Origin of the sequence: Mycolicibacter virginiensis (genome assembly GCF_022374935.2) — a bacterium.
In the GTDB taxonomy this organism is placed as follows: Bacteria; Actinomycetota; Actinomycetes; order Mycobacteriales; family Mycobacteriaceae; genus Mycobacterium; species Mycobacterium virginiense.
Genome location: NZ_CP092430.2, coordinates 2,277,431 through 2,302,721, shown reverse-complemented (window position 1 = coordinate 2,302,721; position 25,291 = coordinate 2,277,431). Strand labels below are relative to the sequence as shown.

The 25,291-nt window shown below is 67.3% G+C and carries 26 protein-coding genes, 1 pseudogene and 1 riboswitch; of the genes and pseudogenes, 1 reads left to right on the top strand and 26 read right to left on the bottom strand.

What is annotated here, in order from left to right:
* Window positions 1–168 precede the first annotated feature (168 nt).
* The 9 genes from MJO54_RS11080 to secA2 all read right to left on the bottom strand — a co-directional run bounded on the left by MJO54_RS11080 (window position 169) and on the right by secA2 (window position 7,763).
* Window positions 169–663 carry a bifunctional nuclease family protein gene (locus MJO54_RS11080; protein ID WP_046284974.1) on the bottom strand — a complete coding sequence of 165 codons (495 nt, stop codon included), beginning with the start codon at window positions 661–663 and terminating at the stop codon, window positions 169–171.
* A 138-nt stretch (window positions 664–801) separates the two neighbouring features.
* Complete coding sequence (ftsR, locus tag MJO54_RS11075; protein WP_064887466.1) at window positions 802–1,539, bottom strand: transcriptional regulator FtsR; 738 nt, start codon at window positions 1,537–1,539, stop codon at window positions 802–804.
* Window positions 1,539–2,024: a glycogen accumulation regulator GarA gene (gene garA / locus MJO54_RS11070; protein ID WP_046284972.1), complete on the bottom strand. Its 486-nt coding sequence runs from the start codon at window positions 2,022–2,024 to the stop codon at window positions 1,539–1,541. The genes ftsR and garA overlap by 1 nt, the downstream gene beginning before the upstream one ends.
* A gap of 175 nt (window positions 2,025–2,199) precedes the next feature.
* Complete coding sequence (gene gcvH / locus MJO54_RS11065; protein ID WP_046284971.1) at window positions 2,200–2,613, bottom strand: glycine cleavage system protein GcvH; 414 nt, start codon at window positions 2,611–2,613, stop codon at window positions 2,200–2,202.
* A gap of 28 nt (window positions 2,614–2,641) precedes the next feature.
* The gene (locus MJO54_RS11060) at window positions 2,642–3,415 is read right to left on the bottom strand and encodes a DUF881 domain-containing protein (RefSeq protein WP_064887470.1); all 774 of its coding nucleotides are present in this window, start codon (window positions 3,413–3,415) and stop codon (window positions 2,642–2,644) included.
* Between the two features lie 5 nt (window positions 3,416–3,420).
* Window positions 3,421–3,753, bottom strand: coding sequence for a small basic family protein (locus MJO54_RS11055; RefSeq protein WP_046284969.1), 333 nt, complete (start codon window positions 3,751–3,753; stop codon window positions 3,421–3,423).
* Window positions 3,754–3,832: 79 nt separating this feature from the next.
* Window positions 3,833–4,762 carry a DUF881 domain-containing protein gene (locus tag MJO54_RS11050; RefSeq protein ID WP_064887472.1) on the bottom strand — a complete coding sequence of 310 codons (930 nt, stop codon included), beginning with the start codon at window positions 4,760–4,762 and terminating at the stop codon, window positions 3,833–3,835.
* Window positions 4,755–5,357, bottom strand: a complete 603-nt coding sequence (locus MJO54_RS11045; RefSeq protein WP_064887474.1) for a CDP-alcohol phosphatidyltransferase family protein — start codon at window positions 5,355–5,357, stop codon at window positions 4,755–4,757. The genes MJO54_RS11050 and MJO54_RS11045 overlap by 8 nt, the downstream gene beginning before the upstream one ends.
* A 9-nt stretch (window positions 5,358–5,366) precedes the next feature.
* On the bottom strand, window positions 5,367–7,763 hold the full coding sequence (gene secA2, locus MJO54_RS11040) for an accessory Sec system translocase SecA2 (protein WP_240175914.1): 2,397 nt from the start codon (window positions 7,761–7,763) through the stop codon (window positions 5,367–5,369).
* Window positions 7,764–7,854: 91 nt separating this feature from the next.
* Here secA2 and MJO54_RS11035 point away from each other — a divergent pair, with 91 nt between their 5' ends.
* Complete coding sequence (locus tag MJO54_RS11035; protein WP_046285960.1) at window positions 7,855–9,789, top strand: ABC transporter ATP-binding protein/permease; 1,935 nt, start codon at window positions 7,855–7,857, stop codon at window positions 9,787–9,789.
* 3 nt (window positions 9,790–9,792) lie between these two features.
* Here the strand turns inward: MJO54_RS11035 and MJO54_RS11030 are convergent, their stop codons facing one another.
* The 17 genes and pseudogenes from MJO54_RS11030 to eccD all read right to left on the bottom strand — a co-directional run bounded on the left by MJO54_RS11030 (window position 9,793) and on the right by eccD (window position 25,182).
* A complete protein-coding gene (locus tag MJO54_RS11030) occupies window positions 9,793–11,244 on the bottom strand; it encodes an FAD-binding protein (RefSeq protein WP_046285961.1) in 1,452 nt (483 codons plus the stop codon).
* 52 nt (window positions 11,245–11,296) lie between these two features.
* Window positions 11,297–11,797 (bottom strand): VOC family protein, encoded by a 501-nt coding sequence (locus MJO54_RS11025; protein ID WP_046285962.1) that lies wholly within the window; start codon window positions 11,795–11,797, stop codon window positions 11,297–11,299.
* Window positions 11,794–12,468 (bottom strand): Rv1815 family serine proteinase, encoded by a 675-nt coding sequence (locus tag MJO54_RS11020; RefSeq protein WP_105294843.1) that lies wholly within the window; start codon window positions 12,466–12,468, stop codon window positions 11,794–11,796. Before MJO54_RS11020 ends, MJO54_RS11025 begins: the two co-directional genes overlap by 4 nt.
* Window positions 12,469–12,584: 116 nt before the next feature.
* Window positions 12,585–13,142 carry a LysM peptidoglycan-binding domain-containing protein gene (locus tag MJO54_RS11015; RefSeq protein ID WP_105294860.1) on the bottom strand — a complete coding sequence of 186 codons (558 nt, stop codon included), beginning with the start codon at window positions 13,140–13,142 and terminating at the stop codon, window positions 12,585–12,587.
* 120 nt (window positions 13,143–13,262) lie between these two features.
* Window positions 13,263–14,186 (bottom strand): sterol desaturase family protein, encoded by a 924-nt coding sequence (locus tag MJO54_RS11010; RefSeq protein ID WP_064887482.1) that lies wholly within the window; start codon window positions 14,184–14,186, stop codon window positions 13,263–13,265.
* A 34-nt stretch (window positions 14,187–14,220) separates the two neighbouring features.
* A complete protein-coding gene (locus tag MJO54_RS11005) occupies window positions 14,221–14,931 on the bottom strand; it encodes an MgtC/SapB family protein (protein WP_046285965.1) in 711 nt (236 codons plus the stop codon).
* Window positions 14,932–14,952: 21 nt separating this feature from the next.
* Window positions 14,953–16,155, bottom strand: coding sequence for a PPE family protein (locus MJO54_RS11000; RefSeq protein WP_046285966.1), 1,203 nt, complete (start codon window positions 16,153–16,155; stop codon window positions 14,953–14,955).
* Between the two features lie 437 nt (window positions 16,156–16,592).
* Window positions 16,593–16,778: riboswitch (M-box (ykoK) riboswitch) on the bottom strand.
* 158 nt (window positions 16,779–16,936) lie between these two features.
* Window positions 16,937–17,098, bottom strand: coding sequence for a hypothetical protein (locus tag MJO54_RS10995; protein WP_234783259.1), 162 nt, complete (start codon window positions 17,096–17,098; stop codon window positions 16,937–16,939).
* A 66-nt stretch (window positions 17,099–17,164) separates the two neighbouring features.
* Window positions 17,165–17,260, bottom strand: coding sequence for a PPE family protein, SVP subgroup (locus tag MJO54_RS10990; RefSeq protein WP_233428719.1), 96 nt, complete (start codon window positions 17,258–17,260; stop codon window positions 17,165–17,167).
* Window positions 17,261–17,368: 108 nt separating this feature from the next.
* Window positions 17,369–17,505, bottom strand: a pseudogene (locus MJO54_RS10985) (PPE domain-containing protein); the annotation flags it as partial.
* An 88-nt stretch (window positions 17,506–17,593) separates the two neighbouring features.
* Complete coding sequence (locus MJO54_RS10980; RefSeq protein WP_047317298.1) at window positions 17,594–17,878, bottom strand: WXG100 family type VII secretion target; 285 nt, start codon at window positions 17,876–17,878, stop codon at window positions 17,594–17,596.
* Between the two features lie 16 nt (window positions 17,879–17,894).
* Window positions 17,895–18,191 carry a WXG100 family type VII secretion target gene (locus MJO54_RS10975; RefSeq protein WP_047317297.1) on the bottom strand — a complete coding sequence of 99 codons (297 nt, stop codon included), beginning with the start codon at window positions 18,189–18,191 and terminating at the stop codon, window positions 17,895–17,897.
* 51 nt (window positions 18,192–18,242) lie between these two features.
* A complete protein-coding gene (locus tag MJO54_RS10970) occupies window positions 18,243–18,542 on the bottom strand; it encodes a PE family protein (protein ID WP_046286641.1) in 300 nt (99 codons plus the stop codon).
* A gap of 344 nt (window positions 18,543–18,886) precedes the next feature.
* Window positions 18,887–20,677, bottom strand: coding sequence for a type VII secretion AAA-ATPase EccA (gene eccA / locus MJO54_RS10965; protein WP_105294895.1), 1,791 nt, complete (start codon window positions 20,675–20,677; stop codon window positions 18,887–18,889).
* A gap of 32 nt (window positions 20,678–20,709) precedes the next feature.
* Window positions 20,710–21,876 (bottom strand): type VII secretion protein EccE, encoded by a 1,167-nt coding sequence (gene eccE / locus MJO54_RS10960; RefSeq protein WP_046286643.1) that lies wholly within the window; start codon window positions 21,874–21,876, stop codon window positions 20,710–20,712.
* Window positions 21,873–23,690: a S8 family serine peptidase gene (locus MJO54_RS10955; protein WP_064890162.1), complete on the bottom strand. Its 1,818-nt coding sequence runs from the start codon at window positions 23,688–23,690 to the stop codon at window positions 21,873–21,875. The genes eccE and MJO54_RS10955 overlap by 4 nt, the downstream gene beginning before the upstream one ends.
* Window positions 23,668–25,182, bottom strand: a complete 1,515-nt coding sequence (gene eccD / locus MJO54_RS10950) for a type VII secretion integral membrane protein EccD (RefSeq protein ID WP_240175913.1) — start codon at window positions 25,180–25,182, stop codon at window positions 23,668–23,670. The genes MJO54_RS10955 and eccD overlap by 23 nt, the downstream gene beginning before the upstream one ends.
* Window positions 25,183–25,291 lie beyond the last annotated feature (109 nt).

The window sequence follows — 25,291 nt, the reverse complement described above, 5'->3', positions numbered from 1 at the left end:
CGAGTTGGTCGTGAGCATACGCCGTCCGACGAGCTGCCGTGCAGTTGTTCCCGCCGTGGTTCAAGTATGGGTGCCGCGTTTTATGCGTGTTGCTTTCGTTTGGGCGTGTCGCGCCGACGGCAGAGAGATGAAACGGATCTGTGACGAGGCTGAGTCCGCCGCGCCGGGTCAGGTTGCTTTGAAATCGTCGGGCGACACGCTATCGAGGAATTCCTTGAACTTCTCCACCTCGTCTTCACGTACCGCGCCGGCGGTCTCGTCATCGCCCTCGTCGGGGATCAGCAGGCCCGCCTCGGCCAGGACCGCTTCTTCGACGAAGATCGGCACACCCACCCGCAGCGCGATGGCCACCGAGTCCGACGGGCGCGCCGACACCGTGATGTCGCGGTCGAAGATCAGGTCGGCGTAGAACGTGCCCTCTTGCAGGTCGACGATTCGGACCTCCTTGAGCGAATGTCCGAGGGCGCCGATCAAGTCACGGATCAAGTCGTGAGTCAGGGGCCGGGCGGGCTCCACGCCCTGTTGCTCCAAGGCGATGGCGGCGGCTTCGGCCTGCCCGATCCAGATCGGGAGATATCGATCACCGTCGGCTTCGCGCAGGAGCAGTACCGGCTGGTTCTGCGGCTGCTCGACGCGGATGCCGACCACGCGTACTTCACCCATCTCCAGTCAGCCCTCCGCGTTCGCTGCGTCCCAAGTCCTTGTCGTCCCAAGTCCCTGTCGTCCCAGTATGACTCGCTGCGAAACCCCCGGTCGGAAACCGCATGCCGCGCAACGAGCCGCCGAGGCGAAGTCTAGTCCTCAGCCGTGCAGTACGTCGTGTACCGACGACTTGAGCAGCGCGGTGTGTAGCGCGATCGCCAGCGCCGCGACCTCGCGCGCCAAGTCGTCGGCGCGGTCGCGTGCGTCCGCCTTGCCCCCCTTGACCAGCGGGCCCGCAATCTGGGCGATCAGGTCGGATTGCCGGTCTGCCGCCGAGCGAAACGCTCGCAGGTGCCGTGGCTCCACGCCGTAGTCGGCCAGGCCGCGCGCGCACTGGACGATCACCACCGCGTGCTCGTCGAACAGCCCACCCGCCCCGGAGGTGATCACGCCCGATCTGACCAATGCCGTCAACAGCGCGTCGTCGCCGCCCGAGCGCTGCAGCAGATCCTCCCGGCTCAACCGCACCTGCCGCGGCGGCACAGGCCGCGCCGTCCCGTCATGGGCGGTCTCGCCGCCTGCCGACACCAGTCGGGGCGTGGGGTACGGCGACTCCGCCGACGGCAGCGCGCCGTCCGCTTCTGCGTCCAGCCGCGCCTTGATCACCTTCAACGGCAGGTAATGGTCGCGTTGTGCGGTCAGCACGTAACGCAGCCGTGCACAGTCGTAGGCACTGAATCGACGGTAGCCCGACGCCGCCCGCTGCGGCATGACCAGCCCCTCGGTTTCCAGGAAACGAATCTTGGAGACCGTGACGTCGGGAAAATCCGGCCGAAGCAGGTCCAGCACCGCTCCGATTGACATCCCGGCCAGTTCAGGGCTGTCAGGCGCGGTCATTAGCTGCCCGGCCCGGCCTCGGTCTCACCCGTCTTCGGGCCGGTCAGGAATACCAGGCGGAACTTGCCGACCTGCACCTCGTCGCCGTTGACCAGGACCGCCGAATCGACCGGCTCCCGGTTGACATAGGTCCCGTTGAGGCTGCCGACGTCGACAACCTGAAACTCGTTGCCCTCCAGCCGGAACTCGGCGTGACGACGACTCACCGTGACGTCATCGAGGAAGATGTCGCTGTCGGGGTGCCGACCGGCCGCGGTGACCGGTTGGTCGAGCAGGAACCGCGATCCGGCGTTGGGACCGCGCTTGACGACCAGCAGTGCCGAACCCACGGGCAGCCCTTCAACACCCGAGGTCAGGCTCTCGCCGCCCGCCTGCGAGGGAGCGTCGAGTTCGTTCAGGAAGTCGGCGCGGAAAACCGATGTGGTTTCCACCGTGACCTCATCGCCTGCCTGGTCTTGCCCCGTTGCCGGGTCCTTCTCCGTCACCCGCTACTCCTCACTGGCCGCTGATTTGCTACCTGGTCGCACCCGCCGGACATGTGTTGCGCCCAACCCTGAATCGTTGAGTCGACCGTACCGCGCAGCGGTCCGTCATGTCCCCCGCACCGCGGGATCGTGTCGCCGGACACCCGGCGCGTCCCGGCAGGCAGGCTAACAATCGTCATTCCGACAACGTCGCCCGGTAGGCATCGGCGGTCAGCAGTCCCGACAGACTCTGGTCCAGAGCCGCCGAATCCGCGTTCGCCACCTGAAGTTCCAGCAGCCACCCGGCACCGTAGGGGTCGGAGTTCACCAACTGCGGGTTGGCGTCCAGTTCGGCGTTGACCGCGCTCACCGACGCGGTGATCGGTGCGTAGAGGTCCGAAACCGACTTGGTCGACTCCACCTCGCCAAAGGCCTCTCCCGCGGTGACCCCGGTACCCGCTGCGGGCAACTGCACGAACACCACGTCACCCAGGGCGGCCTGCGCGAAGTCGGTGATACCCACGCGGACGGTGTCCGGTCCGGTGCGGTGAACCCACTCGTGCTCAGCGGTGTAGTACAGGTCCGATGGAACTAGGCTTTCCGAGCTCACGGTGATCGTGCTCCTTGCGCTGTCGGGCTCACTTGACTGGCTGAGCGTATTGGCGGGGTTTCGGTTGTCGCAACACGGTCACCTGAACGCGGTCGGCCTGCTGCACGGTCATCGCGCCGCCAAGCCGCTTGACGCTGTCGACGGCCCCGCCGGGAATGTTCATCGCCGCCGCCAAGGTGGGGGGATCCCCAATCGCCAGAACAGAATACGGGGGCGTCAGAGGCGTTCCGTCGAACTCCAGCGCACCGGGCGTGCCCGCAACCCACGAATCCACCCCGATGCGCACCGCCTTAGTGCCGTCGCGGACCTCCATCGCCTCGGCACCGGCCGCCCGCAGCTCGTTGATCACGTCGAGCATCGTCTCGGGTGCCACCCCGCGGGCCTGATCGTCGACGGTGATCACGACACCGGGTCCGACCGCACCCACGGTGCCGATCATGATCGCCAGGGCGGCCAGGCGCGCTTGGGCGTTCTCGATGGCGGCCTGGTCACTGCTGCCGGACTCCTGCAGGGCGTTGAGCGTCTGCTGCAGTTCGGCGACTTCGGTGTTGAGGGTGGCCTCGCGTTGGCGCAGCGAGTCCAACAGCACCAGCAGGTCAGCGGGCCGGGCCGTCTCCAGCGCGTCCTGGGAGTCGTTCTGGCGCACCTGAGTGACAATCGCCACGCCCAGCAGCAGGCACAGCAGCATTCCCAGCACGCTGAACAGCGGCCCGGAACGGCCGCGGGGCGGCGGCACACCGTTCTGCGGGGGCGGCTGCGGCAGCTCGTGGCGGCCGTGTGACGGCGGGTCGGTGCTACTCATGCGTGTCAGGCCCCGAACAGCCGTCGCCGCAGCGCCGCCGCGTTGCCGAAGATGCGGATGCCCAACACCACGATGATCGCGGTCGACAGCTGTGTGCCGACCCCCAACTGGTCACCGAGGTAGACCAGCAGCGCCGCGACCAGAACGTTGAACACGAACGACACGACGAACACCTTCGCGTCGAAAATCCGCTCCAGGTAGGCGCGCAGGCCGCCGAACACGGCGTCCAGCGCGGCCACCACGGCGATCGGCAGGTAGGGCTGAACCACCTCCGGCACGCTGGGGTGAAAGATCAACCCCAAGACGATGCCGGCGATCAGTGCGGCGATACCGATCATTGCGACATCACCCCAGCCTCCCGAACCCGACCCGTGCCGGCCACGGCGGCCAAGCCGCGGCCCGCAGCGCAAGCTTGCGTCACGATGCCCCTATCTGTTTGGCAAACCGGACATCTCGTACCGATCCGGCCGGCAGGGTGATGTCGGCCGAGTTGCGGCCGTCAACACGCACCACCACCCCGTAAGAGGCCTCCAACAGCCGTAGCCGGTACAGCCCCGGGCTGCGGTCGAAGGCGTCGCGCAGTCCGCCCGGCGGTCCGATGGCTTGCAGCGCATAGGGACTGCTGATCGGCTTGTTGTCGACCAGGATCGCTCCACCGGCCTGCCGGATCGTGACATTCGGGCCGATGCGCACGTCGCCGACGGCGATCGCCTCGGCGCCGCTGGCCCACAGTGAGTTGACGACCAGCTGCAGGTCGCGGTCCAAAATGATCTGCTGGCTGCCCGACACCCGCTGTTTGGAGGCGTCGGAGAGATTTCGCCCGGCTCCGGGGTCTGTGACGGTGACGGTCACCCCCGGACCGCTCACCCGCGTGCTGGCAGCCTCCAGGCTGAGCGCATCCAGGCCGGCCAGCACCCGCTGCCCCTGAGCGTCGTCGGCCAGCCGGTGCCGGCGCAACTCGTCGACACGGTTGGAGTAGGTGTCACGTTTGTCGGCCAGCCGGCCGGTGACAGCTTCGGCGGCTCGGACATTGGTCGCCAGCACCTGCTGGGCGTCGTGCACCCCGGGGGCCACCGACCGTGCCTGCGCCACCGCGACGGCGAACACCGTCGCCACCAGCAACGCAGCCACCGCCTCCCATGCCCACCCCGCGGCGCGGGCGGTGGCCGCCGGGGGCGCGGTGCGGCGTGCCCGCCTGGCCGCAGCGGCGGCATAGCCGGGGTCGAGATGTTCGGACAGCAGGGAGCGCAGCAGAGACGGCACCGCGAATCTCTGTGGCCGGCCGGCCTGATGGGCGCCCGCCCCCTGGGAGTCGTATCCGCTCAGCGCGAAGAACGGCTCAGCCACCGGCAACCTTCGGCATGGTGCGGACCACCAGTCTCACGTGGATCAGGTACAGCACGAACGCCCACAGGTACATACCCAGGCCCCAGATCAGGAAACCCCATCCGGCCGAGAGCACCACCCGGCTCCACAGCTGATCCCACTGTCCCAACAGGATCAGCGGAAACGCTGACATCAGCGCGAACGTGCCCGCCTTGCCGATATAGGTCACCGGCAGCGCGGTCAACCCCCGACTCCGCAGCGCCGGCAGCGTGGCGGCCAGCAGCAGGTCTCGGGCCAGCAGCGTTGCGATGATCGCCCAGGGCACCAGTCCGCGCACCCCGAACGCGACCGGAATGGCGATCATGTACAGCCGATCGATCGCCGGATCGAGCAGGGCGCCCAGCGCCGAGGACTGATTCAACAGCCGAGCCAATTTGCCGTCGGCCCAGTCCGAGGCGCCGCTGAGCATCAGCGTCGCCACCGCCGGTCCGTCCGCCCGCGCGACCAGCAGGAGGTAGAGAAAGACGCCGATCAGCCCGAGACGGGCCAGGCTGATCACGTTGGGCACCGTGAGCACCCGGTCTTGGACTTGCTCGGTGCCAGACCCGGCAGCCATACCGACCTCCTAGCGGAAGATCCCGGGCAGGCTCAGCGCGTCCATGCTGTCGTCGCTCAGCGGGTTGTCGCGAACCATGTAGGTCCACGTCGAAGTGGGCCGGGCCAGCTTCGACAGGTCGATACCCGGCTCGGACTCGATCGAATCCGAGGTCTCCAGGGTCTGCTGGGACGCCTCGATGGCATCGGCGGCCAGTGAGGCGAACGCGTCGAGCGCCAACCGGTGGAACTCGTCAAGCGGGTTCTGCCGGCCCAGGGCACGCAGGTGGATGCTCTCCCGGATGTCGGCCAAGTAGGCGAGGTGGTCGGCCCAACCGCGGTCCAGGTGGTAGAGCATGATCAGCCGGCAGATCTTCTCCAGTTTGGCTTCACCGTCCTCCCCGTTCTGCCCCAGCTGCTCCTTCAATTCCGCGTAGCGCTTCGGGGTGAGCTCGGCCAGCTCCTCGCGAGCCGCCGGGGTGGACAACAGCGTGTTGCGCCGCTCCACAATGATGGTGCGCTGCTGGGCGATCAGCTGGTTGTACCGCCAGGTGTTGGCGTGGATGTCCAGCAGCTTGCCCTCGGCGATGCGCTGCGCGTGGTCGAGCAGACCGGAGGCCTTGGGGCTCAGGATCCGGCCGTCGTCATCGGTCTCGGTGGGCAGCTTGTTGGCTTCCAGGTTGGTCGCGGCGACATCGTCTTCCCAGCTGGAGAAGAACACCGACGATCCCGGGTCGCCCTGACGGCCGGCCCGGCCCCGCAACTGGTTGTCGAGGCGCTGCGTGTGCTGGCGGCCGGTGCCGATCACGTGCAGCCCGCCCAGCTCGACGATCGCGTCGTGGTCGGACTCTTCGGATCCGCCCAGGCGGATGTCGGTGCCGCGACCGGCCATCTGGGTGGACACCGTCACCACCCCGAGCTTGCCGGCCTCGGCGATCACCGTGGCCTCTTCGGCGTCGTTCTTGGCGTTGAGGACCACCGCCGGGACACCGCGCTTGCGCAGCCGCTCGTGCAGTTCCTCGGACTCGGCGACGTCGTGGGTGCCGACCAGCACGGGTTGCCCGGTGGCGTGCACCTCGACGATGTGGGCGACGATGGCGTCGTTCTTGGCCGCGGCGGTGATGTAGACCCGGTCCGCCTCGTCTTCGCGAATGTTGGGCATATTCGGCGGGATCGGCGAGACCCCCAACTGATAGAACTGCCGCAACTGCTCGCCGGCCGCCAGCGCCGTACCGGTCATACCGCACACGGTCGGATACCGATTGACCAGCGCCTGCACCGTGATGGTGTCGAGCACCTCGCCGGTCTCGGTCGTCTCGATGCCCTCCTTGGCCTCCACCGCGGCCTGCAGGCCGTCCGGCCAGCGCTGCAGGGCGGCGATCCGGCCGCGCGAGGCGTTGATCAACTGCACTTTGCCGTCGCGGACGATGTAGTGCACGTCGCGTTGCAACAGCACGTGGGCGTGCAGGGCGACGTTGACCTCGGTCAGCGTCGAGACCACGTGCTCCTCGGAGTACAGGTCGATGCCACCGAGCGCCTTCTCGACCTTGTTCGCGCCCACCTCGGTGAGGTGGATGTTGCGCCGGTCCTCGTCGGAGTCGTAGTCCACCCCGGGCTTGAGCCGTCCGACCAGCTCCACGATCTCCATCCGGGGCGTCTCCCGGTGGGTGGTGCCGGCCAGCACCAACGGGACCAGCGCCTCGTCGACCAACACCGAGTCGGCCTCGTCGATCAGCGCCACATCGGGGTTGGGCGAGACCAGATCGTCGACATCGGTGACCAGCTGGTCTCGCAGCACGTCGAAGCCGATCTCGTTGATCGATGCGTAGGTGACATCGCACTTGTAAGCCGCGCGGCGCTCGGCCGCCGTGGAGTCCTCGGTGATCCACCCGACGGTGACCCCTAGGGCCTCGAGCAGGGGGCCCATCCATTCGGCGTCACGACGCGCGAGGTAGTCGTTGATGGTGACCACGTGCACGTGCCGGCCACCGATGGCGTATCCGGCGGCGGCGATCGCACCGGAGAGCGTCTTGCCTTCACCGGTGGCCATCTCGACCACATCCCCGGCCAGCATCCGCAGCGCGCCCTGCAGCTGAACATCGAACGGACGCTGCCCGATGCTGCGCTCGGCGGCCTCGCGGGCGATCGCCAAGAACTGCGGGATGTCCGAGGCGTCGGCCAGTTCCTTGAGTTTCAGCAGTTGCGCGGCTTTGCGCAGCTGCTCGTCGTCGAGCCCAGCGGCCTTCTTGGCGTACTCGCCGGCCGCGGTGACCTCGGCCATCGAACGACTCTGGTTCTTCTCGGTGCTGGCGCCCAGCAGTTTCCAGAATTTCCCGCTGAGCCGACCCGACTTGGTTCGCGTTCCGGAGACAGTCTTGGAGGTGTTAGCCACAGCACAACGGTACCGGGCTGCTTCGGCGGTGCTCATCCGACGCCGCGCCGCGCTACGCGGTAGGTTTCGCACGGGATTTTTGATCTACCGGCCGGCACGTCGATTCGGCGGTGAAGGAGATGTGGCAGTGGACTCGAAGGTGTTCAAGCCGTCCATCGACTGGGCGCATGCACTGCCCGATTCTCTGGTGTGGATCGCACTGGCCTGGACCATCAGCGCCGTCGGCGTGCTGGCCGTGGCGGCCCTGCTGCGGTTCAGCACCCGGTGGGGACGCCAGTTCTGGGAGATCAGCGGCGCCTACTTCACCGGGCGTGACAGCGTCCGCGTCTGGGTGATGCTGGGTGTGCTGTTGCTGTCGGTGATCACCGCGGTCCGGCTCAACGTGTTGTTCAGTTTCCAGGGCAACGACATGTATTCGTCGCTGCAGACCGCCTTCCAGGGCGCCGCCGGGGGCGACGAAGCCATCAAAGCCTCGGGCGTACATGGATTCTGGATGTCCATCGGCATCTTCAGCCTGATGGCGGTAATGCATGTGATGCGCGTCATGCTTGATATCTACCTGACCCAGCACTTCATGGTGAATTGGCGCAGCTGGCTCACCGAGCGACTGACCGGTGACTGGTTGGACGGGCGGGCCTACTACCGGGCGCACTTCGTCAAGACACCGCTCGACCCCGCCGTCGGCGAAGCCATCGAAGGCGCGATCGACAACCCCGACCAGCGTATTCAACAGGACATCGACATCTTCACCGCGGGCAACGGCGCCAACGTCAACGCCCCGGCCAACGGCACCGGCAGCACGCTGTTGTTCGGCGCCGTGCAGTCCATGGTCACGGTGGTGTCGTTCACCGCCATCCTGTGGAACCTGTCGGGCACGCTGACCGTGTTCGGGTTCGACATTCCGCGGGCGATGTTCTTGATCGTCCTGGTCTACGTGGCCATCGCGACCATCGTGGCGTTCTGGATCGGCCGTCCGTTGATCCGGTTGAGCTTCCGTAACGAGCTCACCAATGCCGCCTTCCGCTATGCGCTGGTGCGGGTGCGCGACGCCGCCGAGTCGGTGGCGTTCTACCGGGGCGAACTGGCCGAGCGGGTCCAGCTGCGGACGCGGTTCCGCGCGATCATCGCCAACTATCTGAAGTTCGTGAACCGGACCATCGGGTTCTCCGGCTGGAACCTGTCGGTGAGTCAGGCGATCGTGCCGCTGCCCTGGGTGATTCAGGCGCCGCGGCTGTTCTCCGGACAGATCATGTTCGGCGGGGTGGCGCAGACCGCGTCGGCGTTCGGCAACATCTCGGACTCCCTGTCATTCTTCCGCAATGCCTACGACAACTTCGCCGGCTACCGTGCCTCGATCATTCGTCTGCACGGCCTGGTGGAAGCCAACCGTGAGGCTCGGGACCTTCCCGAGCTGCTGGTCAAGCCCAGCCCGGACGGCACGGTAGCCCTCGAGGGTGTCGAGGTGCGCAATCCCGAGGGCGTCCCGCTGATCGAGGCGCTCGACGTGCACCTGGGCATCGGCGACGCACTGATGATCGCCGGACCGTCGGGCAGCGGCAAGACGACACTGCTGCGCAGCCTGGCCCAGTTGTGGCCATATGCGTCGGGAACCCTGCGCCGCCCCGATGCGGTCAACGCCACGATGTTCATCTCGCAGCTGCCCTACATCCCGCTGGGTGATCTGCGAGCGGTGGTGTCCTACCCACTGTCGGTCGGCGAGGTCACCGATGCCGAGATCACCGAGGCGTTGGTTAAGGTGTCACTGCCGAACCTGGTCGACCGGCTCGACGATGTCGAGGATTGGGCCAAGGTGCTCTCGCCCGGTGAGCAGCAGCGGGTGGCGTTCGCCCGAATCCTGTTGACCCGGCCCAAGGCTGCGTTCCTCGACGAGTCGACGTCGGCCCTCGACGAAGGCCTGGAGTTGACGCTGTATCGGTTGCTGCGCTCCGAGCTGCCCGACACCATCCTGGTCAGCGTGAGCCACCGGCACACGGTGCGCCAGCACCACAAGCACGTGCTGGAGCTGCTCGGCCAGGGCCGCTGGGACCTGTCCCCGGTCTAGCCGCTAGCGAGTTGCCGCGTGCGCCCCGGCCCGACGGCCGAAGAACGAGCCCTCGCCCAACTGCGTCCCGCTGGCGTAGCCCTTGCCGTCCTGGGCGATGTTGGCCGCACAGGCCCCGGCGGCATACAGGCCCGGTATCGGCTGGCCGTCACTGCGCAACACTTCGCCGTCCACTGACGTCGCCAACCCGCCGATCGTGAAGCCGGCGTAGATCGCCTTGCCCAGCGACAGGTCGAACGCGCCCCACGGGCCATTGTCCTGCGGAGCCAGGAACGGCGGCTGCTTGTGGAAGTCCGGGTCCTGTCCCTGCGCCGCATACGTGTTGTAACGGTCCAGGGTCGCCACCAGGTTTCCTTCCGGAATACCCAGTGCGGCTTCCATTTCCGGCACGGTCTCCCATCCGTCGATCAGCGGGACCAAGGGCACCTGCGGCTTGCGCATGTGGGCCTCGTCGACGATCAGGAAGGCCGCGCTGTCGGGTTGGTCCATGACGAATCCCGACGTGCGTGAGTGGTAGGAGTCCTCGGCGACAAAGCGCTTGCCCTCCTTGTTGACGATGATGCCGGTCAGCAGGATCGAGGGCGGGTAGACCGGCGCGGTGATGAATATCTGGTCCATGTGTTTGGTGGCGCCGCCCGCCGACATCCCCATCCGGATGCCCAGTCCGTCGTCGTAGGTGTTGCCCAGCACGAATGGCTTCTCGGCCAACTTCGGCGTGTACTGGGCGACCATCTCCGGGTTCATCACGAAGCCACCGGCGGCAATCACCACCGACTTTGCTTTGATCACACCGCTTTCGGTGAAATGCTTCCACGAGACACCCACGACTGTGCCGGAGGCGTCGGTGACCAGCCCGGTGGCTCCGGTTTCATAGCGGATCGTCACCCCGAGGTGGTCGGCCCGCTTGAGCAGCAGGTCGATTGCCATCTTGGCGCCCTGGGTGTCACCGGGCACCGGAACCTTGTGCCCGCGCGGCGCCGGAACGGCCTCGTTCAGGAACGGCCACACCTTCTCGTTGCCGGTGAACATCAGCCCCTCGGTGTTGGGCTGGATCACCGCCTTCTCCGGGTAGTAACTGCGCTCGAAAGCAATACCGAGATCCTCCAGCCAGTTGAAGTGCTCGACACTGCCGTCGCAGTAGGCCCGGATCTTGTCGTGCTCGGGTTCGCGCGACACCGCGACGAGGTACTTGTACATCTCGTCTGCGGTGTCGGCATGCCCGGTCGCCTCCTGGACCGCGGTGCCGCCGCCGAGATAGAAGTGGCCGCCCGCCATGGCGGTGGTGCCGCCCGCCTCGGCGGCGCGCTCCAGCACCAGGACCCGGGCCCCGGCTGCCGCCGCAGTGACGGCCGCGCAGCCGCCACCGATGCCGAAGCCGATCACCACGACGTCGAACTCGTCGGACCACTCCGAAACCGCTTCGGCACTGGTGGTGTCCGGGATCTGGGTGCTCATTGCCGCCACTCCTCTTTTTCGCCGGCGCTGGTCATCGGCGCCGATGCGGTGGTTACCGCTGCTCCTGTTTGATGTAGTCGAAGACCGCTCGGATCTCGGCTGGGATGTAGGCGATCTCCAGGTAGGGGATGCCGGCTTCCGGAGCTGAGACGTACGCGAATTGCATGCCGCCGGGCATCACGCCCCGGGCAACCACCTGGGCGCCCTGCTCGGCGGTGTCGTTCAGCATAACGTCGAAGTTTTCGGGGTCCTCGGCCTCGATGCAGACATGGTGCAGGCCCGGCCCGTGGTCACGCAGGAAGTCGTCGTAGAGGCTGCGCCCGCGCACCGGTGCGATCAGCTCCAACTGCATGTCACCGACGTAGCTCAGCGCGATGTCGGCGACGAAATCAGCCGGCTCGCCCAGGTAGCTGCACGTGTCCGGCGCAAAGTGCACCCCGGCCATACGGATCCATTTGCGCACGCCGAGCAATGCAGTCAGCGCGGACTCGGTGGCATCGAGATCGCCTGTGACCCAGGCGATCTGGATGGGTGGACGAGGCGGCGGGGTCACGACAGCGGGGACGGAACGCCGACGTCTTCGCGGACCTGCTGGGAGATCGCCGGCCACGAAACCGCGGCGGGGAACTCGCCCCAGACACTGTTGAACAGCCCGACGATTCGGGCCGGGCCGGAGCCGCCCGGCGCGTACACCGGGCCGCCGGAGTCACCCTGTTGACTGCGAACGCTGCGTGTCATGGTGAACCACCCGTTGTTTACCCGTTCGACGGTGCCGCACGTTTCGCCGGTGACGATGCCGAAGTGGCAGACCGGATCACCGGGTTTCAGCTCGATGTCCGGGCCGGCCTGCAGCTGCAGACCCCCCGGTAGGACATCGTTTGCGTCGACATCATCGGCCAGCACGATCGACTCGTAGTCGGCGATCACCTGGTCGGTGTTGACGGTCGAACCATTAGGAGTGTTGTCGCGAAACGTCGCCAACCTGCCGATGACGGCCCCGCCGCGGTCGGTGACGGTGCCGCTCCCCCGGCAATGGCCGGCGGTGAAGGCAATCCGCATCACCGGGTCGACGTAGCCGAGAGTGCAGACATGGGTGTCCTGGCGAATCTCCATCCCCGGGAACACCAGCACTCGATCGGCTCGGGCCGGAAAGACCGTCGGCCCAGTAACTGTCGCACCGATCCCCAGCAGCACCGCCAGCACCCGCGCAACGAGCCTGCGCAACCGTCGACTCCTATCGTTGAGGGCCGGTTTCGGTCCGGCCGGACCAAGCCACCATGGCGCAGCGCGGCGGCCCGGCCCCAAGGGATCCGGGCCGCCGCAGCGGCGTTGCTCGGCGATCAGGGGATCGTCAGCTCCTGACCGGGGTGGATCAGGTCAGGGTTGGCGATACCGCTGGCCTCCGCGATCTGCGGGTACTTGTTGCCGTCACCGTAGAACCGCTCGGCGATGGCGAACAGGGTGTCGCCGGCGACCACGGTGTAGGTGCGTGCCGCGGGTGCGGCCTCCTCCACCGGAGCCGGAGCCGGAGCCTCTTCGGCCTTGGGCTCCTCCGGCGGCGGAGCGTCGGTCTCGGTCTTAGTGGACCAGGCCGCGCCGTCGGCGGCGTAGAGCACCAGGTTGCGGTCGTCCTGCAGAACCAGCTTGACGTCCTTCTTGCCCTTGGTGTCGGTGTGCCAAATCGGCTTGTCGGCGGTGTACAGCACGAAGTTTCCGTCCGCCTGCACCTCGGCGCGCACCACGTCGTTGCCGTTGGTGCCCGACGCCCAGATAGCTTTGCCCCGCGCCGCCAAAACCAGGTTGCCGTCCTCCTGCAGCGTCAGGGTGTAAGCCCCGTTGTTGGAGGTCAGCGACTCGCCTTTGACGAGCTTCTTACCTGCAGTGAGGGTGTCTCCCAAGCTCTGTGCCACGTTGTCCCCTTCTCATCGGCACGCCGCGACTTGATTCGCCGGGCGTTGTCGCTCGGATGCGACGTTAGTCAGCCTAGGCGAACACCCGCCGGTGTGCCCCGCATTACGTCAGGGCAATCTCGGCTGCTGGGCGACGGCCACTGCCGGCGCGACGGGTTGCCAGCCGGGCGGCCCGAAGATGTAACCCAACCGGTCACGCCACCGAGTCGCGCTCCGCACATCGGCGATGATCGAGGCGTACTCGTGGAACTGCAGGGTCACGATGTTGAAGGTGTCGACCGGTTTGGTCAGCCCGTAATGCGGGCGAAACCGCTCCGGCGCGAAGCTGCCGAACATCCGGTCCCAGATGATGAGGATCCCGCCGTAGTTGCGGTCCAGGTACTCCGGGTCCATGCCGTGGTGCACCCGGTGATGCGACGGTGTGTTGAAGATGAACTCGACTGCCCGAGGCAGCTTGTCGATCCGTTCGGTGTGCACCCAGAACTGGTAGACGAGGCTCACCGAGAAGCTGGCGAACACCATCCACGGCGGAACACCCAACAGCGGCAAAGGAATCCACATCACGATCTCGCCGCTGTTGTTCCACTTCTGGCGCAGCGCGGTGGCGAAGTTGAAGTAGCGGCTGGAGTGGTGCGCCTGGTGAGTCGCCCAGATCAACCGGATCCGATGCGCGATGCGGTGGTAGGTGTAATAGAGCAGGTCCACACCGACGAGTGCGATCACCCAGGTGTACCAGCGCGTGGGCGACAGATGCCACGGCGCCACATAGGTGTAGATCGCCGCGTAGCCGAGCAGCGCGATGAACTTCCACGCGGCGGTGGTGGCCATGGACACCAGGCCCATCGAGATGCTCGCCCAGGCATCCTCGGTGCGATACGCACCGACGGGCGCGCGCTCTGATTCCAACTGTTGGAGTCTGCGTGCGGCGAACCATTCCAGGCTCAGCAGCAGCAGGAAAAAAGGCACGGCGAAGATAACCGGGTCGCGCATCGGCCCGGGCAACGCCGACCACACACCCGCGATCGCATCCACCGTCTCCTACCTCCGAAACATCAGCCTAGGCCGATCAGTCCGAGGACAGTGTCGACTGATCCTCGGCGTGCCACTGGACCGCGTAGACGCCTGGCTGCAGCGACAACTCGCCCACCAGTCGCTCAAGCCGGTCGGGCGCCCGACTGTCTGACAGCATCGACGCGGTGAGCGCGATGTTGTCCTCGCCGGCGCGAACGGTGTGAATCCCCCGCAGTATCAGGTCGTTGCTGGCGGTGTGCTGCACGATCTGGGCGCGTAGGTATTTCTCGGACTTCGGCCGGCAGATCACCTGCACCTCATACGGCGACTGCGGTTCGTCCTCCTCCACGTGCTGATCACGGTCGATGAGCCGCCCCAGCGGCCGCAGCAGTAGATGAGTGGCGACGATCGCGCCCGTCCCGATCAGTGCGAACGCCAGGTCGCCGGCCGCCGCCAGCACGCCCACGGCCGCTGAGCACCACAGGGTGGCCGCGGTGTTGAGACCGCGGACGTTGAACCCCTCGCGCAGAATCACTCCACCGCCGAGGAAGCCCACCCCCGACACCACGTACGACGCGACGCGGGTGGAGTTGGGTTCCACGGCGACGGCGTACAGCACGAACAGCGTGGCACCGGCGGCGACGAGCGCGTTGGTCCGCAGTCCCGCCATGCGCGCACGCCACTGTCTTTCCAGCCCGATCAGTGCACCGCAGCCCAGCCCGACAGCCAGTCGCAACGTGAACTCGGCGACGCTCAGCGTCTGCATGACTTCAACGATGACACATGCCTAGCCGGCGACCACCGGCCGAGCCATCACGGTGGGCTTGAAGCCGTACCGCGGGGCGGCGAAACCGTAGTTGCGGCCCTGACCGGCGCCCGCCAGCGGCACCCCGGGCATGCCGGCCGCGCCGGCCTCCGGTGCGTGCGCGGCGACCGTCCAGCCGGTGGCCGCGACCGAGGTGCCCGGAGCGGCGGTGGCCGGAACGGCAGCAGCCCACGACTGCGGCACCGACAGCGCACCGACCGACGCGGCGTGGCCCATGCTGGCTGAGGCGGTACCCAGACCACCCAAGCCGTGCATTCCGTTGCCCAATCCAGCGCCCAGCCCGCCGAGCATCGGCGTGAACGGGTCGATGGCACCCAAACCCAGCGGGTCGCCGGCGGCGATGGCAGCACCACGCACCACCGCCATGTCGGCAGCGAAGCTGGAGATCGCCGCCGCGCCCATCGGGCTGAACGAGCTGCTCATCAGGTTGGTCACCCCGTTCGCCAGGTCGCCGGTGCTGATCGGCGGTTCGACGACGCCGCCGCCGGCCTCAGCCGCTCCCTGCAGCGGCGAAGCAAGGCTCTGCAGAGTGTTCGGTGTGTTCGTAAGCGCCTGGGACACTGCGGATTGCGCATTGGAAGTGGCGGCCGTACCGGCGGCCTGGGAGACCGCCGCCTGCTGCGTACCCTGCGCCGTCGGGTCGGCGACCTCATGCGGTGCGGTGAACGGCGTGACCTTGGTGGCCGCTGCGGACGACGCCGCGTACCCGTACATGGCAGCGGCGTCCTGGGCCCACATCTGGCCGTACTGGGCCTCGGTGGCCGCGATCGCCGCAGCGTTCTGACCGAGGAAATTGGTCGCCACGAGAGCTGCGAGCTGGGACCGGTTGGCGACGATCAGCGGCGGTGCGACCGTCATCGCGTATGCCGCGTCGAACGCCGCGGCCGCCGCCTTGGCCTGCATGGCGGCCTGCTCTACCTGGGCGGCGGTGACGCCCATCCACACCGCGTAGGGGGTCGCCGCGGCGGCCATCGCGTTGGAGGCCGGCCCCATCCAGCCTTCGCTCACGAGGCCGTTGATGACGCCCTGGTAGGCGGCTTCGGCCGAGCTGAGTTCGGCGGCCATCTTGTCCCAGGCCGCCGCAGCGGCCATCATCGGTCCCGAACCGGGGCCGGTGTAGATACGTGCTGAGTTGATTTCCGGCGGAAATGCTCCGAAGTCCATGGCAGTGCTCCTTTTTGATGGTTTTTGGGCCATAAATGGCTGGTCCTGGGGTGCTGTGCAGGCAGGGTCGGCGCCCGATATGTGTTGCAGCCGTTATCCGGACGGCAGGAGAAATCGGGACAGCGGTCATGGCGACATGCCGGAGCAGCTCACGCCAAGTCGATCGCAGGCTCGACGAAATAGCCGAGCTACCAATCGATTTCAGGGCATGACGAAGCCTGGCGCCTTCCGCTGCGGGAGGGTACGCCAGTCGACGAGTTCAGCGCCGGTGCGAATCAGATGGTGAAAGCAGTACCGAGATCGAAGGAGACGAACATCGATCTCGGATAGGAACTATCACTCGGACTCAATGTCGCTCTCACCTCCTCTCGGCCTGGGCACGCGCGGGTGCCTGCACTTATGCACGACGAGGTGAAGTAACCCGGCGACAACCGAGATCCGCACCCCTCTCGTCAGAGCTTCGGCACTGCACGGCGTGTCCTGGCCTGCACAAACGTGCAAACCCGGAAGCCACTTGGGCTCAACCCTTAATCCGGGAGGAGCTGTCCTGACCCGGGGCGTCTTTCGACGTTCGGGGTCAGTGGCCTATATCCGTGCAGACGCCTCACCTAACGAGGTGCTTGCTTAACAATACTGCACCAGTGCGCTGGCAGGGTCAATCGGACGCGGCGCGGCGCGTGCGGGCTGTCGTCCACGAGTGTGTGCCGGACACGAAACCGCTTGCCTTCGGCCAGAAGTCGCACAGGTATCAACCAGGTTGGCGAGCCGGTCCGGTGCGGTGCTAGCCGCCCTGGTTGACGTGAACGGCATGCACGCCGGGCTGCTCGGCAAGTCCTTCGAGGAGGCTGTCGAGCCGGTCGGGATCGACGTGGCAGTGCTGCACCTCGGTGGTGCCGGCCAATTCGGTGACCAGGCGTTCCAGACGGTTCTGCGCAATGGCCATTCATGGCCGCAGCGGGCCGGCTCCGCGGCGCGGCGCCCGTCAACGCCCGCCCTGCCAGGCTCATATCTACGAACACCGCCGGTGGGAATCTTCGGCCACCGGCGCGCTGGTCACCCAAGTGGGCGGAACGCTGATCCTGCCGACCGTGGCCCCCGCGCCCAACCGGGGCCGATAGCGGTTCGGATCCGGTCGCTGGGGGCGGCACAGACGACGCCGAACCTGCCAATGCCGAAGCCCCGGAACCGAACCCAGCCCCCTCGCCCGCGGTGGCGTATGACGACGCAGCGGTTGTCAACTCACCGGCCAGGTCATGCCAGGCGGCGGCAGCAGCTAGCAAGGGGACCGGCACTCGGGCCGGAATATATCCGGCCCGAGTTGATTTCGGGCGGTAGCGCTCCGAAATCCATGCCAGTCGCCTTTGGTCAGTCGACCGTCGGGCGGTTTTCCGCGTTGCTGGGGTGAAGATCTGCTAGCGCCCCAGCGCGCTCCGGGCGATCACGCCCAGCTGGAGCCGACCGAGGCGTCGGTGTTGGCCATGTTGTTGCCGGCCGACTGCACCTTCTGACCGTGGCTGTTGGCCTGCTCGTAGATCACCGCGAAGTTGCGACCCAACTGCGCCACAAACTCCTGGCACGCCACCGAACCCGCACCACCCCAGAAATCACCGGCAGCCAGCACATCGTGCACGATCGCCTGGTGCTCGGCCTCCAACGACGCAGCCTGAGCACGAATCAACGCACCGTGCGCATCCACATCACCGAACTGGTAGTTAATCGACATGGTCGTGGTTCTCCTTCTAGCTCGACAGGATCTGCTGAGAAGCAGCTTCCTGCTGCTCGTAGTGGTTAGCGTCGCGAATCAGACCATCACGCACACCGTGCAGCATGTTCACGATGTTGCGAAACGCCGTCTGCATCTGACCCATGGTGTCCATCGAAGTCCGCTCCGCCAGACCACCCCAACCAGCACCAGAGATGTTGGTCGACGACGCCCACATCCGGCGAGCCTCGTCCTCCACCGTCTGCGCGTGCACATCAAAACGGCCCGCCATCGAACGCATCGCGTCCGGATCAGTCATAAAACGTGTTGCCATGGTTCTCTCCTCGATTCTGCGAAAGTTGTTGAAACTAAGGGGTATTTGGAACTATCCGGCCGATGCGGCGTTAGCCGCCTCGGTCGCCGCGTAGGTGTTGGCACTGGTGTTCAAGGTGGCCACGAACGCCTGGTGGATAGCCTCCGCCTGGGCGCTGATGGCCTGGTACATGCTGGCGTGCGCGGCGAACTGCGCAGCAGTCAGCGCCGAGACCTCATCAGCAGCGGCCGGAACGACACCCGTGGTCGGCGTTGCCGCCGCGGCGTTCTGAGCACTGAGCGCCGACCCGATGGCGGCCAGGTTGCCCGCAGCCGCCGTCAGCGCCTCCGGTTGGGTGTTCACAAAAGTCATGGGGCTCTCCTCCAAGATTGCCGGCCGCTAAAGACCGACTTTCACGACGCTACGCCGAACAGTGGCCCCGGGACGACGTCGTATCGGAGCGTGTTCAACGCAACGCGGTTCAAATAACAGAAACGGTGCCGGAGCCGGATCGGGACCAAACAGTCGCCGATTCCGGGCGGGCATTATCGCCGGGACACAACTCTCGTCCTCACCTCCTGACACCGACAGAGACCAACAGGACCGGGCAAAAGCACCGGCCCCCTTACCTGCGCAATGGTGGCATCGGTACCAGTGAGCGTCAACCCAGACAGGCGGTCCTTACGCTGTGAATCGACTGTCGGGCGGCTGTAAAGTCAGGATGTTTTCTTCTCGGCAACCGCCGCGCTGAGCCCTTCGGCGAGGTCCTCGCGGGTCAGTTCTTTGAACTTGTGCAGCCATTCCTCGCTGAAATCGGTGACATCGCCGGAGAGCACCGCGTCCAATTCAGAATCATCGAGACGGAAACTGCGGTGGTCGCGCGCCTTCTCCACGACGTTGCGGACGAATCCGGCGTTACCCAGCACATCGATACCGCGGATCAGGTCACCGTCTTCGGAGTAGTTCTCGTCGGCGTAGAACTTCTCATACGACGGCAGCAGCCCCTCGACCGCCTCGTCGCTGACCACGTCCTCGTTCTCCGCCCCCATCATCTTGGTCAGTTCCAGCAATTCCGGCGGGGTGTAGCTGTAGAACTCGATCACCGTCGAGAACCGGCGCCGCAGGCCCTGGTTCACCTCGAGCATCTTCTCCATGGCGTTGGCATAGCCGGCGCCGAACACCACCAGCTCGTCACGGTGGTTCTCCATGTAGAGCAGCAGCGTGTTGATGATCGCGTTGCCGTACGCGTCGCCCTGGCTGTAGCCGCGTTCATGCAGGGTGTGCATCTCGTCGAAGAACACCGCACCACCGAGTGCGCCTTCGAGCAACTCTTCGGTGTTCTTCTCGGCATCGGCCATGTAGCGGCCCAGCAGCTTGGAGCGGTTGGTCTCCACCACCAGCGGTTTGCGCAGCACGGTCAAGCCACACAGCTGCTTGGTGAATGCCCGCGCCACCGACGTCTTGCCGGTGCCGGGCGGACCGAGCAACAGGGTGTGCCGCGACGTCACCGGAACCGGCAGGCCCATCTTGGCGCGCGCAAGGTTCACCTTGGTGGTCGCCTTGATCAGCTTGATCTCGCGCTTGGCCTGCTCCATGCCGAGCATGGCGGCCAGCTCCGCGTCGCCCTCGGCCAGGTAGCGCGCGGCTTCCTCGGCGTGCCGATGGGCTTCGGCCTGCTCCCGCGTGGGTGCGCTGTCCGGGTCCCATGGATCGGTGCGGGCCTCGATGGTCTCGGGGTCGGTCAGCACCAGCCGATAGTCGGGATTGTCCAGGGCCTCGCGGGCGGGTGTGAATTTCGAGTCCCGCGAATAGACCCGGCGCAGCAGCTCGGCGGCCTCGTCCTCGCGGCCGAGATGCCGCAGACACATGCCTTGGGTGTAGAGCGCGACGTTGGCGGCGCCGGGCACCCGGTCGCCCTCGATGGCCTCCTGCGCGCGCCGCGTCGCTTCTTCGAAGACCCCCAGCGAAGCCAGCGCGGTGGTGGCCATCGCCGCGGCCGCCGCCTTGAGTTCGGGTTGACGCCAGGGAGCCGACGCCGGGAACTGCTTGAGCACGTCCGGCCAGCGGCCGGTCCGGAAATACAACAGACCGCGGACGTAGCTGACCAACTCGGTCTCGAAGGGGTTCCGCGGCTCGATGCCGTCGAGCAGCTTCGCCGCCTCTTCGTAGCGTTTGGCTTCGGCCAGCGCAGCGGCGTAGGCGGCGGCCAGCGATTCCACACTGGTGATCAGCAGCCGCAGGAACATCCCGTCGGAGACCTCGGGACGGAATTCCAGGTCGGACAGGCCGAGCCGGCGGGTCTCCCAGCCGAACGTGCGCACCGTCGACCAGGCGTTCGCCAGCACCTCGATGTCGGAGTCTCCGGCCAGCACCCGGGCCAGCCAGGCATCGCACATGCTCGGGTCGATCGAGCTGGCGGTGGTGAACATCTGCAGCGCGACCTGCGGATTATGGCTGGGCTGCAGCCCGTTGACCGAGATCCCGGAGGCCAGCATTCCCGCAACCATGGCGTTGCGGGCGTCGGTTGTCGACGGACCGGTCACCCGCGCGCCCCAGCCGCCGCAGGTGTGTACTCCTCGATCACGTCGACCGACACCGGCAGCTGCTCGCCGTCGTGCAGGTCGCGCCCCGGCACCGACATCCGCCGGTGGGCGGTCGGCGCCGGCAGGCTGGCGCAGACCGCTTCCAGCTGGCGTCGGCCCACGAACCGGTTCAGCGCGGACCGGACGTTTCGGCTGGGTTTGTCGGCAGTGTGGTACCTCGCCAGCACCGACACCTCGGTGGTTCGGCCGCCACCGCGGGTCAGCCGCACCGTCACCACCGTTGCTTCGCTCTCCGGGTACCAAAGGTGTTCGAGGTTCTCCGGGTTGATGTCGTTCGGCGACACCCAGTAGCTGGTGATCTGGCCGGCTGGTCGTTCACGGAACAGCCGGTGCCGCAGCTGGGTGGCCTCCAGGCCCGCGAGTACCGCCTCGTCGACGGCGTCGAACTCGTCGGCGTGCAGCACCTGGGCGCTGAGCTGGCGCCCGTCGATCTCCTCGGCCAGCCGCTCGGTGGCAGCGGCCAAGGTAGCGGCTAGCGAGTCGCGGGTGGCGACCGCGTTGACGTTGCGTTGCGGGTCCATCCGCAGCACCACCCAGGTGTGGCGGCGGTCGGGCATCGACGGGTTCTCTTCGACGTCGGGGTCGTCGGCGGGGCGGGGATCCTTGCGGGTTCCTACCGAGACGACATCGATGCTGTCCAGCCGTACGTCGAACTGGCGCAGCCCGGCGGCCAGGCGCTCCACCGGCAGCGTCGCCTCCGCGGCGCGGCCGTGCCGGCCGGTCGCCGACGTGGCCCGCCCGCCCACAGCGATGACCGTCACCAGCCGGCCTTCGTGTTCGCGGACCCCGATTGACTCCCGCCCAAAGCGCCGGTGGTGATCGATTGTGGTGCCACGGCCGCGGTGTAGTGCCGCTTCGGGGTCGGTGAACTGATCGGCCACCCAGGCCGCCCACATCGTGCTGATCGGCACCCGACGGTAAGTGAGCAGCGCGAGGAGCGCGACCAACACGGCGACGGCGACACCCGACCACCACGCGTAGTCCGCGGCCTTCGGGTCACCGGGCCAGCGACCGGCGAGGACCAGGATCCCCACATCGATCAGAAAGACGACGGTGACCCGCATCCAAGACAGGTTCAGACCTAGTGCGTGCTGTGCCTTCATCGGTTCCTTGACGATCGTCGCAGTGCTGCCACTCCCAGTGCCACACCGGCCGCCGCGAGGGCCGCCAACAACCCGGCTCCGGCGACCCAGGCCGGCGTCATGTCTCGTTCGGGCGGCATCGGCGGCACCTGCAGCGGTGCCGAGAGCCGCTCCGGCGGCTGGGCCGGAGCGTCGGGAACATCCCAGGTCAGTGCCGCGACCGGGTCGACTATCCCGTAACCGACCACATTGTCGACCCCACGCGCCGGTGGCCGAGCGGTGCGGATCAGCCGGTTGATCACCTGATGCGCCGACAGTTCCGGGTATTTGGCCCGCACCAGTGCCACCACGCCGGAGACGATCGCCGTGGAGAAGCTGGTGCCGGACGGGACCAGCAGCGAGTTCTCCGGGCCGTCGACGGCGTTCATCAACCCGTCATCGCGCGGCGAGAGCCCCTCAATGTCGGTACCGGGCGCGGCGATCGACACCCACGGGCCGGCCACACTCGACTTGGCCATCGGCGCGCCCGCCGAGTCGACCGCGCCGACGGTCAGCACATACTCGTCGTACCAGGCCGGGGTCACCACGGTGTTGACGCCGTTCCAGTCGCGCGGGTCATCGGGGCGCATCGCGTTGTAGACGGGGTTCTGCTTGCAGTCCCGCCAACTGGCGTCACCGGCAGCGGCCACGATCACCGCGTTCTTCTCCACCGCGGCGTAGCGCACCGCCGCACCCAGATCGGCCTGGTCGATGAGCGTGCGCACGTTCATGCAGATGGCGGAGGAGATGTTGATGACCTGCGCACCCATGTTGGCAGCGTGCACGATCGCGCGTGCCATGGTGCGGATGCCGTCGGTCTTCTCCCGCAGCTGCGGGTCGCGTCCGTCCGCGAACGGCTCCTTGGGCCCGAAGGCCGCGCTGTACTGCCGGATTGCGATCAGCTGCACGTCGGGCGCGACGCCACTGAATGCGTCGGGCGCTCCACCCGGCGGCGGTGAGCTCGGGGCGCGGAAGTCGACCGGCGCGGTCTTGGCCTGTCCAGAGAAGCTGGCCGATCGCACCGTTCCTGCGCTGGCGCCACCGGGAGTGTGCGCCGACGACGCTGCCGCGCCGGGTCCCGGGGCCGGCCCGGGCGCGGGTCCCGGAGCAGGAGCGGGTGCCGGAGCAGGAGCAGGTGCCGGCGCGGGGGCGGGTGCTGGGCCCAGACCCGGAGCCGGTTCCTCCCCCTCGACGGGCGGTGGCGGCGGCGCTGGTGGCGGCGGCATCACCAGGATCGTCGTCGCCGGCGACGGGGTCGGTGGCGGCGGCTCGTTGGTGGGAACCGACGGCGGCCTACGCGTCTGACGGGGCGGTGGCAACGGGGCCACCCCGTTGTCCGGCATCGCGGCGATCAGCGAGGCCACCAAGGTCCCGTGCGCGTCACAGTCCGACAGGCCGTCGCCGCCGGCCATCACGTAGTCACCGCCGGGGATCAGGTTCGGCAGCCGCGGGTGCGGGGTCACGCCGGTGTCGATGACGGCGACGGTGACGCCTCCCCCGCGACCGAACTTCCAGGCCTCCTGCAGGTTGAGCATGTCCATGTAGGCGGGCTGCACGCGGAAATCGGAGTTCGGCAGCACACCTACCTCAGTGCAGTACGCGGTCTGCCGCATGGTCTGCGGTGGTCCGGGCGTGCCGTCCGGCGGCAGCGCCGCCGGGTCGATCCCGGGCGGCTCGATGGCGCCGACGGCCGGCATTCCGGCCAGCGAGCCGCTGGCGATCATGATCATCGCGGCGCCGGCGGCCGCGGTGCGCTGCAGCCGACGCACGCCCCTACCGGTACCGGATCGCTTCATAGGTATTCATCAACCACAGTGCCAGCGGGAACAACGGCATCAGGCAGAGGTATTCGATCCACTCGACGAACTTGCGGAACAACGGGCTGTAGATGGTGTTGGGCACGATCACCGCCGACAGCAGCCCGAACATCGGCACCAGCACCAGCACCGCTACGCCGACCACCAGGGTGGTCGGCGTCCACAGCACCACCGCGAAGCGCACCACCACAGCGGCGATGATCACCAGTCCGGTCAGCGTCACCGTGACCGCCTGCAAGCGGTCGCGGAAGGAACGGCCCCGCAGCACCAGGAACCCGGCGGTCAGGGCGGCCAGCAGCACCGGCAGCCACGGTCGGTCCGAGTGGGGGTCGCACAGCCCGGTCATGCACACCGCGATCAGCACGCCCAACCCGGACAGCAGCCCGGTCATGAACGACCGCGCCCGCTCGGCGCGCAGCACCACTTCGCGGACCGACTCCGGCCCCTCCAACGACGGCGGGGCGCCGGGCGTGCTCACCACCGTGGTGGGCAGGTCGGGGCGGGCCTCGAAGACCCAGCGGCTGGTGGCCGACGGGAACACCGGCAGCCGCAGGCCGGCCAGCCAGCGCGACAGCGACGGTGTCCATTGGTAGGCCAGCACACAGACCAGGTACACGCACGTCATGAGGGTCACCGCGCCGGTCAGGAACAGCATCCGCAGCACCCCGGCGAACATCACCGCCACGCTGATCGCGGCGACGGCCGAGTAGGCGGCCAACTGCCGTCCGGTGAGCCGGATGACGGCCAGTGCAGCGATGCCGGCGACGCCGAAGCCCAGCGCGGCATGCGCGGCGCCCACCTCACCGGGCACCGCCGCTGCGGCCGCCACCACCAGCGGAACCAGGCCGGTGGCCAGCAGAATGTCACCGACCTGCCGGTCGGACGCGTTGCGGGCCTGCATCAGGATCAGGGCGGCGGCGATCAACACCAAGAAGGCCAGCCCCGCGCCGAAGCCGGCCGTCAGCCAGCTGTCGTGCTGGACCCGCCAGGCCGCGAGCAATCCGGTGGCCAGCAGCACACCCAGCGACAGGGTCGACACCCCGACCCGCACCGCCGTCGCCGCGTCGACCGGAGCGAATCGCTTCGCCAGGTTGACCGAGACCGCGGTGGAGATGTGCTCAATGACCGGCGAACGCCGCTCCCGGTCTTCGATGAAGCGCAGCCACAGCCGGTCGCCGTCGTAGACGTCCTGCTCGGTCAGCGACTGGTTCGGCCGCAGCGCCGTGCCGTCGACCAGGCACAGCACCCAGCGACCGCGGCCCTCGGCTTGCAGAGTGGGTTCTTCGAGTTCGGCGAGCCGGCCGTTGATCACCTTCAGCAGCGGGTCCAGCATCACCGACACCGGCGCGTCGGCGTCGAGCAGCGTGCCGATCTGGACGCCGTCGCCCGCCATGACCCCGACCACCACGGCCCGCGGGGCAGACGGCGCGAGTTCGCCGCCCGCCTGGCCCGACTCGATCGCCGCGGTCATGATTGCATCACCCGACCGACGAATACTGACCGCATAGAACCCATAGGTGCCGCCTCGCAATTTGTCATTTTTAAAGTCAGTCCAATTCTAAAGGCACTTCATGCAATTC

Bases quoted from the DNA above. Each gene is read 5' to 3' on its own strand.
- MJO54_RS11045 (WP_064887474.1), bottom strand. From the start codon at position 5,357: ATGGCTGCCGGGTCTGGCACCGAGCAAGTCCAAGACCGGGTGCTCACG.
- MJO54_RS10975 (WP_047317297.1), bottom strand. From the start codon at position 18,191: ATGGCAACACGTTTTATGACTGATCCGGACGCGATGCGTTCGATGGCG.
- MJO54_RS11030 (WP_046285961.1), bottom strand. From the start codon at position 11,244: ATGAGCACCCAGATCCCGGACACCACCAGTGCCGAAGCGGTTTCGGAG.
- secA2 (WP_240175914.1), bottom strand. From the start codon at position 7,763: ATGAGCACCGCCGAAGCAGCCCGGTACCGTTGTGCTGTGGCTAACACC.
- MJO54_RS11060 (WP_064887470.1), bottom strand. From the start codon at position 3,415: ATGAGTAGCACCGACCCGCCGTCACACGGCCGCCACGAGCTGCCGCAG.
- ftsR (WP_064887466.1), bottom strand. From the start codon at position 1,539: ATGACCGCGCCTGACAGCCCTGAACTGGCCGGGATGTCAATCGGAGCG.
- MJO54_RS11080 (WP_046284974.1), bottom strand. From the start codon at position 663: ATGGGTGAAGTACGCGTGGTCGGCATCCGCGTCGAGCAGCCGCAGAAC.
- MJO54_RS10980 (WP_047317298.1), bottom strand. From the start codon at position 17,878: ATGTCGATTAACTACCAGTTCGGTGATGTGGATGCGCACGGTGCGTTG.
- eccE (WP_046286643.1), bottom strand. From the start codon at position 21,876: ATGAAGGCACAGCACGCACTAGGTCTGAACCTGTCTTGGATGCGGGTC.
- eccA (WP_105294895.1), bottom strand. From the start codon at position 20,677: ATGGTTGCGGGAATGCTGGCCTCCGGGATCTCGGTCAACGGGCTGCAG.
- MJO54_RS10995 (WP_234783259.1), bottom strand. From the start codon at position 17,098: ATGGCCATTGCGCAGAACCGTCTGGAACGCCTGGTCACCGAATTGGCC.
- MJO54_RS11055 (WP_046284969.1), bottom strand. From the start codon at position 3,753: ATGATCGGTATCGCCGCACTGATCGCCGGCATCGTCTTGGGGTTGATC.
- eccD (WP_240175913.1), bottom strand. From the start codon at position 25,182: ATGACCGCGGCGATCGAGTCGGGCCAGGCGGGCGGCGAACTCGCGCCG.
- MJO54_RS10970 (WP_046286641.1), bottom strand. From the start codon at position 18,542: ATGACTTTTGTGAACACCCAACCGGAGGCGCTGACGGCGGCTGCGGGC.
- MJO54_RS10955 (WP_064890162.1), bottom strand. From the start codon at position 23,690: ATGAAGCGATCCGGTACCGGTAGGGGCGTGCGTCGGCTGCAGCGCACC.
- MJO54_RS11000 (WP_046285966.1), bottom strand. From the start codon at position 16,155: ATGGACTTCGGAGCATTTCCGCCGGAAATCAACTCAGCACGTATCTAC.
- MJO54_RS11005 (WP_046285965.1), bottom strand. From the start codon at position 14,931: ATGCAGACGCTGAGCGTCGCCGAGTTCACGTTGCGACTGGCTGTCGGG.